General features: G+C 50.2%; 14 protein-coding genes and 2 tRNA genes. 6 read left to right on the top strand and 10 right to left on the bottom strand.

Annotated elements, in window-relative coordinates; genetic code table 11:
• Nucleotides 1–157: 157 nt before the first annotated feature.
• The 8 genes from DCCM_RS16740 to polA all read right to left on the bottom strand — a co-directional run bounded on the left by DCCM_RS16740 (nt 158) and on the right by polA (nt 8,600).
• A complete protein-coding gene (locus tag DCCM_RS16740) occupies nt 158–1,261 on the bottom strand; it encodes a type I restriction endonuclease (RefSeq protein ID WP_104373529.1) in 1,104 nt (367 codons plus the stop codon).
• 363 nt (nt 1,262–1,624) lie between these two features.
• A tRNA-Leu gene (locus DCCM_RS16735) sits at nt 1,625–1,707 on the bottom strand.
• Nucleotides 1,708–1,797: 90 nt separating this feature from the next.
• Entirely contained in the window at nt 1,798–2,754 is a 957-nt protein-coding gene (locus DCCM_RS16730; protein ID WP_231702831.1) for an ADP-ribosylglycohydrolase family protein, read from the bottom strand.
• An 82-nt stretch (nt 2,755–2,836) separates the two neighbouring features.
• On the bottom strand, nt 2,837–3,310 hold the full coding sequence (locus tag DCCM_RS16725) for a lytic transglycosylase domain-containing protein (RefSeq protein ID WP_104373531.1): 474 nt from the start codon (nt 3,308–3,310) through the stop codon (nt 2,837–2,839).
• 210 nt (nt 3,311–3,520) lie between these two features.
• Nucleotides 3,521–4,132, bottom strand: a complete 612-nt coding sequence (gene coaE, locus DCCM_RS16720) for a dephospho-CoA kinase (RefSeq protein ID WP_104373527.1) — start codon at nt 4,130–4,132, stop codon at nt 3,521–3,523.
• 182 nt (nt 4,133–4,314) lie between these two features.
• Nucleotides 4,315–4,953, bottom strand: coding sequence for a sporulation membrane protein YtaF (gene ytaF, locus DCCM_RS16715; protein ID WP_104373526.1), 639 nt, complete (start codon nt 4,951–4,953; stop codon nt 4,315–4,317).
• A 76-nt stretch (nt 4,954–5,029) separates the two neighbouring features.
• Complete coding sequence (mutM, locus tag DCCM_RS16710) at nt 5,030–5,857, bottom strand: bifunctional DNA-formamidopyrimidine glycosylase/DNA-(apurinic or apyrimidinic site) lyase (RefSeq protein WP_104373525.1); 828 nt, start codon at nt 5,855–5,857, stop codon at nt 5,030–5,032.
• 82 nt (nt 5,858–5,939) lie between these two features.
• Complete coding sequence (polA, locus tag DCCM_RS16705; RefSeq protein WP_444979471.1) at nt 5,940–8,600, bottom strand: DNA polymerase I; 2,661 nt, start codon at nt 8,598–8,600, stop codon at nt 5,940–5,942.
• Between the two features lie 302 nt (nt 8,601–8,902).
• On the opposite strand from polA, the gene DCCM_RS16695 reads away from it, so the two are divergent.
• The 4 genes from DCCM_RS16695 (at nt 8,903) to DCCM_RS16680 (ending at nt 13,302) form a co-directional block, all read left to right on the top strand.
• Nucleotides 8,903–10,381 carry a S41 family peptidase gene (locus tag DCCM_RS16695; protein WP_165792225.1) on the top strand — a complete coding sequence of 493 codons (1,479 nt, stop codon included), beginning with the start codon at nt 8,903–8,905 and terminating at the stop codon, nt 10,379–10,381.
• A 91-nt stretch (nt 10,382–10,472) separates the two neighbouring features.
• Nucleotides 10,473–11,909, top strand: coding sequence for a DUF7986 domain-containing protein (locus DCCM_RS16690; protein WP_104373522.1), 1,437 nt, complete (start codon nt 10,473–10,475; stop codon nt 11,907–11,909).
• A gap of 172 nt (nt 11,910–12,081) precedes the next feature.
• Nucleotides 12,082–12,699, top strand: a complete 618-nt coding sequence (locus DCCM_RS16685) for a DedA family protein (RefSeq protein WP_104373521.1) — start codon at nt 12,082–12,084, stop codon at nt 12,697–12,699.
• Nucleotides 12,700–12,723: 24 nt separating this feature from the next.
• Nucleotides 12,724–13,302, top strand: a complete 579-nt coding sequence (locus tag DCCM_RS16680; protein WP_104373520.1) for a phosphatase PAP2 family protein — start codon at nt 12,724–12,726, stop codon at nt 13,300–13,302.
• On the opposite strand, the gene DCCM_RS16675 is transcribed toward DCCM_RS16680, so the two are convergent.
• Nucleotides 13,299–13,970, bottom strand: coding sequence for a TVP38/TMEM64 family protein (locus DCCM_RS16675; protein WP_104373519.1), 672 nt, complete (start codon nt 13,968–13,970; stop codon nt 13,299–13,301). The genes DCCM_RS16680 and DCCM_RS16675 overlap by 4 nt on opposite strands.
• Nucleotides 13,971–14,113: 143 nt before the next feature.
• Nucleotides 14,114–14,866, bottom strand: a complete 753-nt coding sequence (gene pdaB, locus DCCM_RS16670) for a polysaccharide deacetylase family sporulation protein PdaB (protein WP_104373518.1) — start codon at nt 14,864–14,866, stop codon at nt 14,114–14,116.
• A 188-nt stretch (nt 14,867–15,054) separates the two neighbouring features.
• Between pdaB and DCCM_RS16665 the strand changes: the two genes are divergently transcribed.
• Together DCCM_RS16665 and DCCM_RS16660 are read left to right on the top strand one after the other, a co-directional pair.
• Nucleotides 15,055–16,173 (top strand): D-alanyl-D-alanine carboxypeptidase family protein, encoded by a 1,119-nt coding sequence (locus DCCM_RS16665; RefSeq protein WP_104373517.1) that lies wholly within the window; start codon nt 15,055–15,057, stop codon nt 16,171–16,173.
• Between the two features lie 43 nt (nt 16,174–16,216).
• Nucleotides 16,217–16,291: transfer RNA gene (locus DCCM_RS16660), tRNA-Val, on the top strand.
• Nucleotides 16,292–16,414: the final 123 nt, after the last annotated feature.

The raw sequence follows: 16,414 nt of genomic DNA, 5'->3' as shown, positions 1-16,414 counted from the left end.
TATTTCACTTTTGGCAAGGCATACCCCTCCCTCCCTGGAAAGAGTATACTATAAAAATGAATTGTAATATAGTCTTAGTATTGACAATGTACTAGTAACATTAGATATAATCAGAACCTTAACATATAAGGACACCTGCGAAGGTATCCTTGCTAAGTTATAGATATCTATTTACTGCCTCTATTAGCTTAACTTTAAAATCATACAGCTCATCAATACTCTTGATGTTATGTTTAATACCTTTTTTATTCTCGTCAGGTATTATGATAGATTTTTGGTTTCCACTCAAGTTTAATCTACATATCCACTTCCAAGTATTATTATCTAGCAAAACACCAAAATAAGATTCTGTGTCTTTGTGTGTAACTCTATTTGAAGGAACGACATCTCTTAAGAGACTTCTTACTATAAAAAGCCCTTCCAACTCATCAATTGTTGTGCTTATCCTGGATTTCTCTTTGTCCTCTAATTCAGGCTTAACATCGCTGTTAATACCATTTTCATCGTCATTTCCTGACTTTGCCTGTTCAGGTTTAGCTTGCCCTTCATGCTTAGTTTGAAGAGCAGACTTTATCCTATCATTCATTACCTCATTAATAAATTGATTCATAGATTTCTTGACAATATCCCTAAATTTATCTATAACATGTTGAGTCTTTCGACCATTATATACATCACTCAAAACAAAATTGACAAAACCATCAGTGGGCGTTGACAATTGTTGTTCCATTAGTTGTTTAATCTGGTTGGCATATTTTAACTCTGAGGCGGTATTGAATATCTCATCAACATCGAAGTTGCTCTTGTGAAACTTTTTAATTTCATGGACAAGGCTGTCCTTTATATCCAAAATATTAAACTCTAAGAATGGTTGTTCATCCATTTTATTGGGTTCATCTAAGTCAGTATATATCTTATATAGCAAACCATTGGTAAGGATAGCAAACTTTGAAGGGGTTGTTACAAAGTACCTGAAAAGCTGTGAATCATGTTTCTGAAGGTTTTCCCCACACCATTTAGCTTCAATTAGGATTATAGGCTTGCCGTCAATGATAATAGCGTAATCAACTTTCTCTCCTTTTTTTATACCTGTATCAGCCGTAAACTCAGGGACGAATTCATTAGGATTGAATATGTCGTAGCCAAGCAATTGAAAAAAAGGCATAATGATGGAGGTCTTGGTAGCCTCTTCCGTCTTGATTTGGTCTTTTAGGTTTTCCACCCTAGCGGAAAATTGTTTTAGCTCATCGATGAAGTCCATTTAATAAACCTCCCCCAGCTATTTCCTGTAATGGTCTCCAGTACATTTTATTATATATTTTACCTTACTATCTTAAATCCTGCTTTTTTAATAGATACAATAATCTTTTAGAGTTCTGTGATATTACCAGTAAGTATAAAAGCTTTGACAAGGGCTGGTTTGTCAGCTAACTCAATGCTTTCAAAATCAATTTTTCCTCTCCTTTTAGCCATACATATACCTCCTTCGTTATGTGGAGGAGTGCATACGCTTATATCCCATACGTTTTTATAGTATACGCCCGGCGCATACGTCCAAAGTAAAAAACCTCTGCGAATTTTTGCATTGCAAAAATTCGCAGAGGCTTGATAATAAAGGCTTTTCTGGTGTCGGAGGCGGGACTTGAACCCGCACGGTCTCCCATACGCCCCTCAAACGTACGCGTCTGCCTATTCCGCCACTCCGACATATTGCTTTTGATTGGCTCGCATAATAGATTATAGTGACCGGCGGGTTTTTTGTCAAGAAAATTAATAAAGCAGATTATGGGGTCTTACTCATCGGGCTTCTTCCAGCCGGAACCCTTTCTGGTTCCAGAGTTCGATGAAATCCTCGGCTACCTTCATAATGTCGTCCCTGTTGGTCAGGGCGTCAAGCCACCTTCGGGGGATGGAACCATAGCCGTAGTAGGAACCGGCCAGGCCCCCCACTATGTTGCCGGCGGTGTCGGCGTCCTCTCCCTTGTTTACTATGCTGATTAGAGCCTCTTCAAAGCTGTCTGTGGACAGGAAGCATTGCACCGAGGAGGCCAGGGTATCCAGCACGTTGCCCCGGGGAGGAATGGGAGCGGCGTCCTCCTGCAGTGCTTTGATCATGTGCCAGAAGAATTTGACGGGGTTTATCCCCATGACCTTGCAATGATTGTCTGTTAGGGTGAGGGTGCCGCTTACCACGGCCCTTTTTGTTTGTTTTACATTTCTCAGATTATATATAAGGAAGTTGTAGTATATGCAGCTGGTGGTGCCTTCCACGCTGTAATGGGTCATGTTGGCTATTTCCGCGGACCATTTGGCCATGTTCATTAAACTATTCCAGTAGCCGAAGGTTACCGGCAGGGTGCGCATCAGGCTCCCGTTGCTGTCCATCTTGTTCAGGGTCCGGGCGGTTGCCCGGGAAGCTTCGCGCCAGCTTCCGGTGCGCATGTAGTTTTCAAAAGAGGTCCTGGTGGTATTTCCCACATCCTTGGGTTTCGACTGGTACCAGCGCAGAAAGTTGTGGCCTATTTCCTCAATGGGATAGGCGTGGTTGGCCAGTATTCCCCTGGCCACGTCCAAAAGCATGCTGGTGTCGTCGGTGGGCTCGCCGGGTTTTAGCTCCAGCCAGCCGCCTCCCGCCATATCTTTCAGCACGCCGTATTTTTCTCTAATCTCTTCCGGCTTCATCATTTCCACCGGTGCCCCCAGGGCATCGCCCACGGCGGCGCCGAAGAACGCGCCCTTAATAAAATTTTCCATGTCCGGCACTGTTCAACACCTTCTTAGCGTGACTTTATAAAACAATTATAACTTATTTTGGCCGTGCTGGCGCGCTGTTTTCCTATTGGTTCCCGTAAAGGTATCCGTATACCTTGCGGTACCAGATTACCTTTCTCACAAACTGCCTGGTTTCGGGAAAGGGAATCTGCTCCAGGTTTCCGGTCCTGCCGGTCCAATGCTCCTTCTCCAGCCATTTTTTTACGTTTCCCCGCCCGCCGTTGTACGCAGCCAGCATAAGGGTGGCGTCTCCGTTGAATTCCTTCTTTAAATCCGCCAGGTACCAGGAGCCGATGGATATGTTGTACTCCGGGTCGAAAAGCCGGTCTTCTGAAAATCCTCCTATGCCGCTTTTCTGTGCGGCCCAGTTGCCCGTATCGGGCATGACCTGCATCAGGCCCACGGCTCCCTTGGGGGAAACGGCCCGGGGGTCGAAATTGCTTTCGGTTTTTACCACGGCGGCCAGCAGGAAGCGGTCCAGACTGTTTGTGTCTGCGTAATGAAAAATAGTATCTTTATAAGGCAGGGGGTAAAACATTCTCCCGATATCGCCCAGATTAATAAGAACATATATGAATATAACAAAAAGTAAAAGCCGTTTAAAAAATTTTCTCCCGGGTGGCCTTCTTCTTGGCCGGAACAACTGGCATCACTCCAAAAGTTGGGGAGATTCCTTCCCGAATCTATTTAAGAACCAAGGATAGAGGATATGTAGTGTATATCTATTCCCGCTCCCGGGCCGGGATAACTATTTTGCGTGGTCCCTGGCAATTTCTTGCCACAGTTCGTCCACCCGGGCTTCGGTTTCCTCCGGTGTTCCATTGTTTTCTATTATCTTCGTGGCAAATTCAATTTTTTTCTCCTGGGGCATTTGCGAGTTCATGCGCTGGAATGCCTGTTCCGGAGAGAGCTTGTCCCTGGACATTATTCTATTTAACTGAATTTCGGGATTTACCGCAACCAGCCATATTTCATCCATCAGACGGTGCATTCCCGATTCAATTAACAGGGGCACCTCCACAACCATTGCCGGGGCCGTGTTATGTCCACTTTTGTATTCATCAATTTTTTTAACCACTTCCCGGAATATCAGCGGATGCACAATCGCTTCCAGTTTAGCCCTTGCCCCCGGGTCTTTGAAAACCATATCACCCATTTTAGCCCGGTCCAGTTCCCCTTCGGGCGTCAGTACATGATTTCCGAAGGTTTTTACTATCAGGTCCAGCCCCGGGGTCCCCGGGGCCACCACATCCCTTGCTATCCTGTCCGTATCCAGGGCCGCCGCGCCCAGTTTTTTCAGCCGCCGGGAAACGGTGCTCTTGCCGCTGCCTATATTGCCGGTCAGTCCTATAACCCTCAAAATTTTTCACTCCAGGCGAAAAATGTGTCATTTTGCATGCTGGCTTTATTGTTCTAGGATAGTCCCGTTAATTCCTTCTTAAAATCCCCCGGATTATGACCCCACATGCGTAAATGCAAAAATCACCCCGCTTTTTGCCCGGGGCAAAGGTGGGGTGAAAAAGGAAGGAGTGTCTCCTTTTACTAATATAATTTAAGCAGTCCCAGGGTAATGAGTATGCAGCCGGGCAGCGCGGCCAGATGGCTTCCCCAGGCGGTGTTGCCGAGACTTCTCCCGGTGTGCAGGCCGGTGTACGTCAGCAGCAGGTGACCGATACCCACCATAAGAGCGGTGCTTATAACACCAAAGCCCAGCATGGATACCGCAAAGCCTGCCCCCAGCGCGTCCATGGCCAGGGCGGCGCCCAGCAGCAACGCCTCCCGGGTGGAAATTGTCCCCGATTTATCCAGGTCCGCCTGGTGCGGTTCTCTCAGCACCCTGATAACCAGCCCTAAAGTCTTTATGCGTATTTGTGCCACGGTGACCGGTTCTTCGTCCGGGAATTCCTGCTTGCGGTTTTCGGTTAGGGATTGTATTAACACCCAGAGGCCGATCAGCAGCAGTATGACGCCGCCCAGCCGGTGGGCGAAGGCTGGTGAGACGGCCCGGGATATAATATTGCCGGCCGTCATGGAAATGGTTATAGCCGCCACGGACATCATGCTGATTATAAGCACAGATGTTACCGGCAGTTTGATTTTCCTTACCCCATAGGACACTCCAGTGCCGAAAGCGTCCATATTCAATGCCAGGGCAAAAAGAACCAGAGTCAACAATTCCATCCAGATTGTCCCTCCCGTGTTCTGCGATATACTCTAATTTATGAGAGGGAATCGGCATATGTGAGGGTTTAAAAGCTTATACTTTCTGGCACTGCGGGCAGAAAAAGGAACTGCGTCCGGCCACCCGGATGCGGTGGATGGGTTTTCCGCATTTATGGCAGGGCAGGCCTTCCCTGCTGTAAACCTGCAATCTTTCCTTATTGTTGCCGGGCCTGCCTTCGCCGTCCACGTAATCCCGGAAGGAGGTTCCCCGGTTGTTCACGGCGTCGGTAAGCACCTCCTTGATGGCCTGGAACAGCCGGGTGGTTTCCCGGGGGGTCAGATCCATGGCCAGCCTTTCGGGATGCAGTCCGGCCCGGTGCAAAGACTCATCCACGTATATATTGCCCAGGCCGGCTATGAAGGATTGGTCCAGCAGCAGGGCTTTAAGCCTGGTGCGCCTGCGCTTCAGCTCTTTTTTCATGAATTCTCTGGTAAAGTGCTCTCCCAGCGGCTCCACCCCGAGATCCCTGAGCCCGGGGAGGGTGTCCAGTTCCGGGGTGGGCGCCAAAAGCATCCTGCCGAACTGCCTGATGTCGGTATAACGCAGCTGGTCGCCATTACTCAGCAGGAAAACCACGTGGGTGTGTTTTTCCATGGGGGTATCCGGATTGGCGTATACCAGCCTGCCGGTCATGCGCAGGTGTATTACCAGGGTGTAATTGCCGGACAGGTGAAGCATAAGATATTTGCCCCTGCGTCCCAGGCGCAATATTTTTCTGCCTGTAAGGGAGCTGACAAACTCCTGGGCCTGGGGCAATCGCACTATTTTGGGCATGTGCAGGTGGATGCCTTCGAAGGCAAGGCCCACCAGTTTTTTTTCCAGGGTTCTTTTTACCGTTTCCACTTCCGGAAGTTCTGGCATGTTCTGCAACTCCTGTTTTTCGCGAAATATACAAATGTTCATTAACAAGTACAGGCTAAAAGCAGCGGCCTGCTGCCTGATGTTACTTGATTACCTTTACCTCATACCAGTTCTGCCCGGCCTTCATGTCCACAACCAGGGGCACGTCCAGGGCCAGGGCGTTTTCCATTCTGGTTTTTACCAGTTCCTTCATTTCTTCAAATTCTTCCAGGGGCACGTCAAAAATAAGTTCGTCGTGCACCTGCAATATCATCTTTGTGGCCAGGCCCCGCTCCACAATTTCCCTCTGGATGCGAACCATGGCCATTTTTATGATGTCCGCCGCGGTTCCCTGAATGGGTGTGTTCATGGCGGTGCGCTCGCCGAAGCTCCTCACGGTGTGATTGGAGCTGAACAAATCGGGCAGGTAGCGCCGCCGGTTAAGCAGGGTGGTAACATAGCCCTTTTCCCTGGCCTCGGCCACGATCCTGTCGATGTAGTTTTTCACACCCCGGTAGCGGTTGAAATATCCTTCTATGTAAAGCTTGGCTTCCCGGCGGGGCACCTTGATGTCCCTGGACAACCCGAAATCGCTGATGCCATATATTATTCCGAAATTAACCGCCTTGGCCCGGCCGCGCATTTCCCGGGTCACTTGCTCCATCCTAACGCCAAAAACTTCGGAAGCGGTGCGGGCGTGAATGTCCTCCCCCTTGCGGAATGCTTCCACCAGCAGCGGGTCGGCGGACATATGGGCCAGTATGCGCAATTCAATCTGCGAGTAATCGGCGGATAGTATAATGTTCCCTTCCCGCCGGGGCAGAAATACCTTCCTGATTTTTCTGCCTTCCTCCATTTTTATGGGTATATTCTGGAGGTTGGGTTCCGCGCTGGAAAGCCTTCCGGTGGCGGTGACATCCTGGTGAAAGGTGGTATGCAGCAGCCCTGTCTCAGGGTCGATAAGTGGAGAAAATCCATCCACGTAGGTTGATTTGAGCTTGACCATCTGCCTGTGCTCCAGTACCTGGGCCACAATTTCGTGGGAGCCGGCCAGTTCCTCCAGTACCGCGGCGTCGGTGGAATAACCGGTTTTGGTGCGTTTAATCACCGGCAGCTGCAGCCTTTCAAACAATATATATCCCAGCTGCTTGGTGGAGTTGATGTTGAACTCCTCTCCCGCCATGCTGTGGATGGCAGCGCTGAGGCTCTGGATTTTCTCACCCAGTTCCAGGGACATTTCATTCAGGCGGTCCCTGTCCACCTTCACCCCGGTCATTTCCATTTCCGCCAGCACAGTGACCAGCGGCAGTTCCACCTCGTAGTACAGCCTGTCCATGCCTGTTTCCTCTATCCCGTGGGACAATTCCCCGTGGAGGCGGCGGACGGCCTCCGCCCGGGCCGGCAGGGCCGCTTCAATCCCGGAGGGCAATACAATTTTTAGATACTCCAGGGCCACCTCCGTCAACTCCCGGCTGGAGGTGGCGGGATTCAGCAAATAGGCCGCAATCATGGTGTCGAAGAAAATTCCCTCAAGTTTGATGCCCTCCGCCTTCAGCCGCCACATGTCTTCTTTGGCGTTGTGGCAGAGCAGGCGAAAATCCGGATCACCGCATATTTCCTTAAGCCAGGCCAGGGCGGCAGCCCGGGAGAGACCCCGGCCGCCCTCCAGGGGCAGGAGGAATATATTCCCGGCAATGCTGAGAGCGGCTGCTTTAAGGCCGCTTTTGCGGTCACCTTCCAGGGCCAGGGCAATTTTCGCCGCGTCTTTTATTTTGGCGGCCGCGCTTTTAAGTGAGCTTTCATCGTCTATGGTAATATACCCGACGGTATAGGCACCGGCTCCGGCAACCTCAAAGTCGTTTTTCGCCACGCCCTTTTTACCCTTTTTGCCCTCTCCCTGGCGGTTCAGGATGCTCCTGATAAGGGTCTTAAACTCCAATTCGCTAAACAGGGCGAGCAGTTCGGCATAATCAGGACCCTGCCAGCGGAACCGGTCCATGTCCTGGGCGACGGGTATTTCCCGGATTATGGTGGCCAGCTTTTTAGACAGCAGCGCCTGCTCCCGGAATTCTTCCATCTTCGCTCTTATCTTCCCGGTCAGGTCATTCCTTTTTTCTATTAATTCCTCCAGGGAGCCGTATTCCTTAATCAGCTTGGAGGCGGTCTTTTCCCCTATTCCCGGGACGCCGGGAATGTTGTCCGAGGCGTCTCCCACCAGGCCTTTAAAATCAATGAGCTGTTCCGGGGAGATGCCGTATTTTTCCCACACCTTGCCCTCGTCGTATTCGTCCAGTTCGGTGATGCCCTTTTTGGTAAGCAAAACCCTGGTAAGGGGGGAGACCAGTTGCAGGGCGTCCCTGTCCCCGGTAACAATGACGCTGCTGATATTGTGCTTTTCCGCCGCGGTTGTCAACGCTCCTATCAGGTCGTCGGCCTCGTATCCGTCTTCCTCCAGAATGGTGATGCGCATTGTCTCCAATAATTTCTTCAAAAGTGGAAACTGTGGCCTGAGGTCATCCGGAGTCCCCTTGCGGTGGGCTTTGTAATCGCTGTAATGATCGTGACGGAAGGTAATCTTTCCCTTATCGAAGCAGACAGCCACCAGCCCGGGCTTTTTTTCATCCAGTATTTTCAGCAGCATGGTGGTAAATCCGTATACGGCGTTGGTCTGCACACCCTTGCTGGTGGAAAGGGCCGGAATGGCGTGAAAAGCCCTGTGGGCAAGGCTGTTACCGTCTATAACCATGAATAAATCACCGGGCAAATTGAGCACCTTCCTTAGTTTATTTGTTTATCAGCTATATCATTTTATATAAGGATAATGCGGGCCGGCCAAATTCAGCGCAATCCCCCCGGGATAAGCGTTTGGAATAAATTTTCGCTTCCCGGGGCGGCTGTTAGATATTATTTCACCGCTGTAATTCTAAATACCTTTTACCGGCCGCCTTTAAATGTTATAACAGGCTGCCTCCCGGAGGCAGGAAAAAGGTATCGCCCGGGAGAATTAAAAGGTTATGACGCGCAGTAAAAAAAACAGCAGTAAAAAAAACATATGAGGTGATGGTTTTGCACCGGCGCTTTTTTTGTTTAATGCTGACCCTGGTGATGCTGTTTACAGTTGTTTCCCCTGTATGGGCCTATGACTCCACCACCGGTGCCGCCCTTGCGGTGGAAGAAATAATGGATTATATTTACCAGAACCATATTGATAAGCCTGAAATAGACCAGTTGGCCGAAGGCGCCATAACCGGCATGCTGGAAAGGGTGAACGATCCGTATACCGAGTATCTAAGCGAGGATTTGCTGGAAGAGTATAAGGAAATGCTGGACGGGGATTTCGTGGGTGTGGGCATCAGGCTGCAGGACAACGGGGAAAACCCGGTGGTGCTTGATATCATACCGGATTCACCGGCCGCTCACGCCGATATCAAACCGGGCGATGTCATAAATAAAGTTGACGGCGAGGATGTTTCCGGACTGATGCTGGACGAGGTTGTGGCCAGGATAAGGGGTCCGGAGGGAAGCGACGTAACTCTAATTTTGCGCAGGGACTCGCAGGATGTGAAAGTAACCCTTAAAAGGGCGCCCGTGTCGTCCCCCACGGTGGACTACAGCAAACTGTCCGGGGACATAGGCTATATAGCCATTCATTCCTTTGGCTCCCAGACCGCCGGGGAATTTGCCCGGGAACTGGACAGGCTCAATTCCGAAGGAGTAAAGGGACTGATACTTGATCTCCGGGATAGCCCCGGCGGATATCTCCAGGCGGCGGTGGATATAGCCGGCAATTTTCTGAAAGACGACTCCCTGGTGCTTACAACCGAGGACAGGGATGCGCACAGGGATGAATACCGTACCGAAGGAAGCCCCCGTTGGAATGGCGCTCCCCTGGTAATACTGGTTAACAGCCTTAGCGCAAGCTCTTCCGAGGTGCTGGCCGGGGCTCTGCAGGATTATGGCCAGGCCGTGCTGCTGGGTGAGACCACCTATGGCAAGGGTGTGGTTCAGAGCATTATTCCCCTGGAAACCGGTGGAGCCCTCAAGCTTACCACCGCCCGCTACCTGACCCCCAAAGGCCGTTCCATTGACGGAAAGGGACTGGAGCCGGATATCAGGGTGCTTACCAGGGACTTGCAGCTTGTCAGGGCCAAGAGTGTAATAAACGCCGTCCCGGAAACGGTGGTCAAATTCAAATTAAATGACAATAAGGCCAGTGTAAACGGTGAGGAAATTATTCTTCAGGCAGCTCCCTTTAGAAAGGACGGGGTGGTTTACCTTCCGCTTCGTTTTGCCATGGAGGCCCTGGGTTATGCGGTAACCTGGAATAACAATAATAATAGTATAGAAGTTAAGGGAACAGGCGAAAATATGCAGCTGTTTTTAAATCGGCCGCAGGCGGTTTTTAATGGCGCCGGTGTTTCTTTAAAGGATGCCGTTACCGATGTGGGGGGAATTTCCTTTATACCCCTGGACCCCAATATTCCGGGAGTTACCATGGTGGATCTGGGTAATGAAATCACCCTTGCCAAGGCCGGGAGGAAATAAAAGCAAATCCGTTGAACTATAGACCCCAAAGAAAACAGCCGGGCATAACGGCGGCTAACTGTTTTTACCAATCGAAGGGGGAGGTGGCTAAATGAAAAAAGGCAGCGTTGAAACCACCATCCGAAAATCCGGCGGCAATAAAGTAATATACCTGAACCAGGCCAGATGGCGCAAAACCGGTCAGACACTTCGCCGCAAACTGGGAGAGTTTGCCGACAGGGCGGTATATTTTAACGATGCTGCCAAGGCACAGGAAATATATCTTAATAGCATATCCTCCGATTTTGGCGGCAGGGAAGACGATTTTACCATGGAGCGCTGCTTCGAATGGTTTATTTTTGACTATGTAATGGCCGGCGGTCACACCCTTATAGAGGATTTTAAAGCGGAACAAACGTTTTCCGATATGGAAAGAAAGCTTTTGGAAAGCTGGTCCCGGGCCCGGATATCCGTATACCAGGTGGACACCATTTTGCCGGGCAGGGGTATGGTAATAAAGGATATTATTCAAGGTGAGGAATTCGCCGTTGAGGACTCCAGCGTGGCGGATCTGGTGGAGGCGGACACCTTACTGCTGATGCGGGTTTTAAGAGTGGGGGATGAATACGAATTTTCCACCAGCGGGCTGGCCCTGCCGGGTTTTTGTAAAGGCCCCCTGCTGGAAAAGCTGCAGGAGGATTTTTCGCGTTACTGCCGCCGCAAGGGAGTTCCTTCCAGGGATACCTGGAACTACTATTTACGGGACAGGGCTCATAAAATAAACGGGTGGGTTATGGAGATAGGCATAAACGCCTCAACGTCCCGGCCGGTAAATAAAAAAAATATTTTGCCCTTTGCCAGAAAATTGCGGGAGCAAATAACCGAAGATAAATTAACAACTGACATTGCCCGGAAAATAACCGATGTTTATCTCGAGGAATATTACGACAAATGGCTGGACCAGCGCATTCCCGCCCTGGGAAATAAAACTCCCAGGGAAGCCAGCCGCTCCGGCGAAGACCGGGCAAAGGTGGAGGAACTGTTGCGGGAGATGGAGCAGGTGGAGCAAAACAGAATCCGCAACGGGGAGATACATTACGACCTGGATAAAGTCAGATTTAAACTGGGGATGAAAAGCGGCTCCGGGGAGTATATCTGGTCACAGCCGGAATATGGCCGGGTGGCCGCGGGCGTGGTTGAATTTCTGGAAGAAACGGGATTTGACCGGAATAAGATTGAAGGAGCCCTTCGTCTCTGGCACGATTACTGCGTGGCGAAAAACCCCAGGCTTCGCAAGGAGCAAGTTTGGGTGGCCACAGTAATATACGCCATGGACAGGGTGGAATTCAACGGAAAAGTCAGCCAGCAGGAACTGGCCCGCAGGTTCGGGGTAAGCGCGTCAACAGTGTCGGCCAATTTTCGGATTATCTGCGATACCCTTGAACTTATGGCATATGACCGCAGATATTCCACCAGGAAATCCCCCCTGGAAGGTATGGCGGAATCAAATCCTTTTTTAGCAAAGATACTGGAAAATTTCAAACTCTAAAGTGCCCGCCTTTTTACACTTCTCACCACTTTAGTCTGTCCGGTCTCTTTTGCGGCTCAAAAGCCTTCATAGCAGCTCAAAAGCCTTCATACAGAGGTTGAAAATTAATGCCCTCGTTATTTTCCCTGCGGGTGATGTAATGAGGGCAAATCTTTGGATATGGGAGGTCGAAATGGATTTTCTCTCAAATATTATAGAGGTGATGGCAAGGGAGGTTACAGTCCGGATTGCCGCCCTGGGATACTGGGGAGTGGCCATAGGTATGGCCATAGAAAGCGCCAACATCCCTTTACCCAGTGAAATCATCATGCCCTTTGGCGGCTACCTTGTTTCCACGGGCCAGCTGAATTTATATTGGACGGCCGTGGCCGGAGCCGTCGGCGGCACCGTGGGCTCCGTTATTTCCTATATACTGGGGCTGTATGGCGGCAGGCCGTTTTTATTAAAATACGGCAGATATTTTGGAGTATCCCATAAAAATTTCGACATTGCCGAGAAATGGTTTTTGCGATACGGAGAGGCGACGGTGTTTTTCACCAGGCTGATGCCGATAATCAGAACCTTTATTTCATTCCCGGCGGGAATATCCGGAATGAATTTTCCCCGCTTCGTGATTTACACCTTTCTGGGTTCCTTGCCCTGGTGCTTTTTCCTGACTTATCTGGGCATGAAGCTTGGAGAGCACTGGGAAGATCTGAAACCCTGGTTTCACCGCCTGGATGTGGTGGTGGCGGCGGTTATTGTGGTGGCTGTGGGTTATTATCTGTGGAAAAGAAAGAAAAAATATTAGTCGGCTGGTATCGAGGCGAGCTTTATGTCATTTGACTACATAAAACATATTGATGCTTCTCTTTTTATGGCAATCAATGTAAATCTGCAAAACAGATTTTTTGATTATGTAATGCCGTGGTTATCTTTTTGCGGGAACAGCGGATTTATTTGGATTTTACTGGCGCTGTTTCTGGGGGTTAAAAACCGGAGCTTCGGGGCCAGGGGATTTATACTGACATCGCTGGCTTTGCTGGGAAGTTTTATACTGGCCGATGAGCTGTTAAAACACTATTTTGCCAGGACCAGGCCTTTTCAGGTAATGGCTGGCGTAAACCTGTTAATCCAGGCTCCAACCGATTATTCCTTCCCTTCGGGGCATGCTGCCACGGCCTTCGCGGCGGCCACAGCCATAGCCATGCAGGCCGGGAGAACTGCTCCGGCCGTGCTGCTGCTGGCCGCGCTGATATCTTTTTCCAGGGTTTACGTGGGGGTGCATTACCCGTTTGATGTTCTTGCCGGGGCAGTCATTGGGATTGCCACCGGGTGGATTGCGGTGAAAGTTGCCTCCCGGTTTTTTAATGATGGCAGGACAGATTATTCCTCGCGCAATAACAGGTTTTAATCTTTTTGCTCCTGATGTTTTCCTTTCCATATGGGAAAAAGAAGCAAGGTCAGCAGTATAATAACTATCGTAACCTTGGCCAGCAGCCCGTCTGCCCTGTCCAGGCTGTGTCCCAGTGCGTTGTATATTACAATTTCCGGCAGCTTGCCAAACACGCTGGCCAGGAAAAAGCTGCCGAACCCCATTTTGCTTAACCCCGCGGCGTAGCTTATAACGCTTGAGGGAATCACCGGAACCAGCCTAGCCAGAAAAACCACCTTCATTCCGGACCTTTCACTCAGTTGATCCACCTTTTCCCTGTATTTCCCCAGCCGTTTGGAAATAAAATCACGGGCTATGAAGCGGGCCAGGAAAAAAGCCACGGTTGATCCCAGCAGGGCGCCGGCCATGGTAATGACTATGCCCCAGGCAACGCCGAATATGTATCCGTTGGCTCCAGCCACAAGGAAAAGTGGTACGGGGGTAAACAGGGTCTGCAGTATCATCATTAATATACTGGCAACAACCGACCAGGGGCCGAAGGAAATAAGATAGTCGGCCATTTCCCTGGTGCTGTTGAACATTCTGCGCAGGCCCAGGGGGTGCCTGCCGAATAAATCATAATAAACAACAGAAATTGAAAGAAGAAGTATGATAAAGGAAAAATAGATTAATATTTTTTTCTTCATTGTTTTCGACATCCGGTGTGGTTTTTTGTATTTGTTATACTATAGCAAAACATTGGGCGGAAGAAAATGATATATTGCCCGTATAAGCCCAAAATTATAAGGCACCCCGCATGGCGCCTTATGTAAATATATTTATTATGGTTTTATTCCGCGACTCCCGGCCCGTGTTTAAGAAGTTCCGATACCGTCACCAGGGTATAGCCCTTTTCTTTCAAACCCTCAATAACCCTGGGGAGGGCTTCCGGAGTTTGCAGGCAGGTGTCACTGGCATGCATCAGTATAATGGCGCCCGGTTGGACCCTGTCCATAACCCTGTTTACAATGGCGTCCACCCCGGGATTCTTCCAGTCCAGCGAGTCGGCGCTCCACTGAATGACACTGTAACCCAATTCGTCGGCCACCGAAAGGACCATATCGTTCCAGGCTCCGTTGGGAGTGCGGATCAGGTTGGGGCTGACTCCGGTTACTTCTTTGATGGCTTCGTGGGCCGAGCTGATTTCAGATTTAACCTTTTCCCTGCTTTCCCGGTCCAGATCGATATGGTTGTGCCCGTGGGAGGCTATTTCGTGCCCCTCGCTGACAAGCCGCTTGGGATACTCGGGAAATTTCACAACCCAGGGGCCGGAAAGAAAGAAAGTGGACTTTACATTATTTTTTTTCAAAATATCCATCACCGGACCCGGCACCTTGGTTCCCCAGCTTATGTCAAAGGTCAGCGCCGCCACCTTTTCATCGGTTTTGACTTTGTATATGGCGTGCGGCTTGGGCTTTATGGCTGCGGCGGTTATGGCGTCCCTCATCATCACCGACGCCAGCAGGGCCACCACCAGCGCAACGGCGCTGCCTGTCAGCAGAAACCTGCGCAGTTTATACAGATTCCAGTAATATATCCTCATAATCAATCCCTCCCGTATTTTTCGAACTACCAATTGCTATATACATATTTTTCAAGCGGCTTGAATATGTCGGTAACGTTATTATTACCAGCAAATCTTTCCACTAATATTAAAGAACCCGGAAGGCAGACTAACTAACGGGTTTTTTTAACTGTCCCGGACTATTTGGACAAGGAGAAGATTTGCCGTTGTTTAAAAAGGCTGCTGTCTTAGTGCTTGTATTATTCCAGGTCCTGGCCTTCACAGGACCAGCCCTGGCGAAGCCCCCGGGCATATCAGCCCTTGCGGGGGTGCTGATGGACGCCGGGAGCGGGCAGATATACTATTCCAAAAAAGGGGATGTGCGCAGGGAGCCGGCCAGTCTGACCAAAATAATGACCGCCATTTTGGCCATTGAAAACGGTAATCTGGAAGAGCTGGTCACCGTCAGCCCCAGGGCGGCCTCAGTGTCCGTGGGGCAGGATATAGGACTAAAGTCCGGTGATAGTCTCACCCTGGAGAACCTTGTCAAGGCGGCCCTGATATATTCCGCCAATGACAGCACGGTTGCCATAGCCGAACATATTGGCGGCACGGAGCAGGAATTCATACGCATGATGAATGCCAAGGCAGTGCTGCTGGGCGCTTACAGTACCAGATTCGCCAACACCAACGGCTATCATCACCCCAATCATTACACCACCGCCCGGGATTTGGCCGTCATTACCCGCTATGCCCTGGGCAATAAAAAATTTGCGGAACTGGTGGGTACTCCGGAGACCACAATACTGTGGGCCGACGGCCGGAAAAAAGAAATACGCAATACCAACCGGCTGCTGAAAAACGGCTCTTACCAGGGGCTGTACGGTGTTAAAACCGGGACCACGCTCAGGGCGGGAGATTGTCTTGTGGCGGCGGCAGCCCGGGATGGGAGAAATTTGATAGCGGTGGTTCTGCATTGCGGCAATCGCTACAATGATGCGGTGAAACTGTTGGATTACGGATTTGACCATTTTAACAGGGTTACCCTGTGCCGTTTCTCTGAAAAACTGGCCGGCAGGCGGGTTGAGGGGGGAGTGCTGCCCGAAGTGGCGCTGGTGGCGGGAAATACGGCGGAAGTGTATCTTCCCGGGGAGGATGTTGCAAAGGTCAAACGGGAAATTAAATTTGACGGCCCGGTACGGGCGCCGGTGCGGCGGGGCCAGCGCCTGGGGGAGGTTGTCTACAGCTTTGACGGCAAGGAACTGGCCAGGGTGGAACTGGTTTCAGCCGTGGATGTGAAAAAACCGGGGCCTTTCGGGAGGCTTTATGATGCACTTGACTTTTAGAAAAGTATAAGGCATAATGATATCTGCGAAACGGGTTGAATCTGGGTGCATAGCTCAGGGGGAGAGCACTACCTTGACACGGTAGGGGTCGTAGGTTCAAATCCTACTGCACCCACCAGGGAAATAAAGAGGCTGCGGGAAGGCAGCCTCTTTATTATTTTTGATAATTAAGCACAGGAGTTAAGGAATTTTGGTTGCCAAGACCTGCCGGGCATGTTGTTCGGCAGGTCTTTCCTTTATT

Origin of the sequence: Desulfocucumis palustris, from assembly GCF_002933875.1 — a bacterium.
Lineage (GTDB): Bacteria > Bacillota > Desulfotomaculia > Desulfotomaculales > Desulfocucumaceae > Desulfocucumis > Desulfocucumis palustris.
The sequence above is the reverse complement of the archived record's forward strand: the minus strand, read 5'-3'. Positions and strand labels throughout refer to the sequence as shown.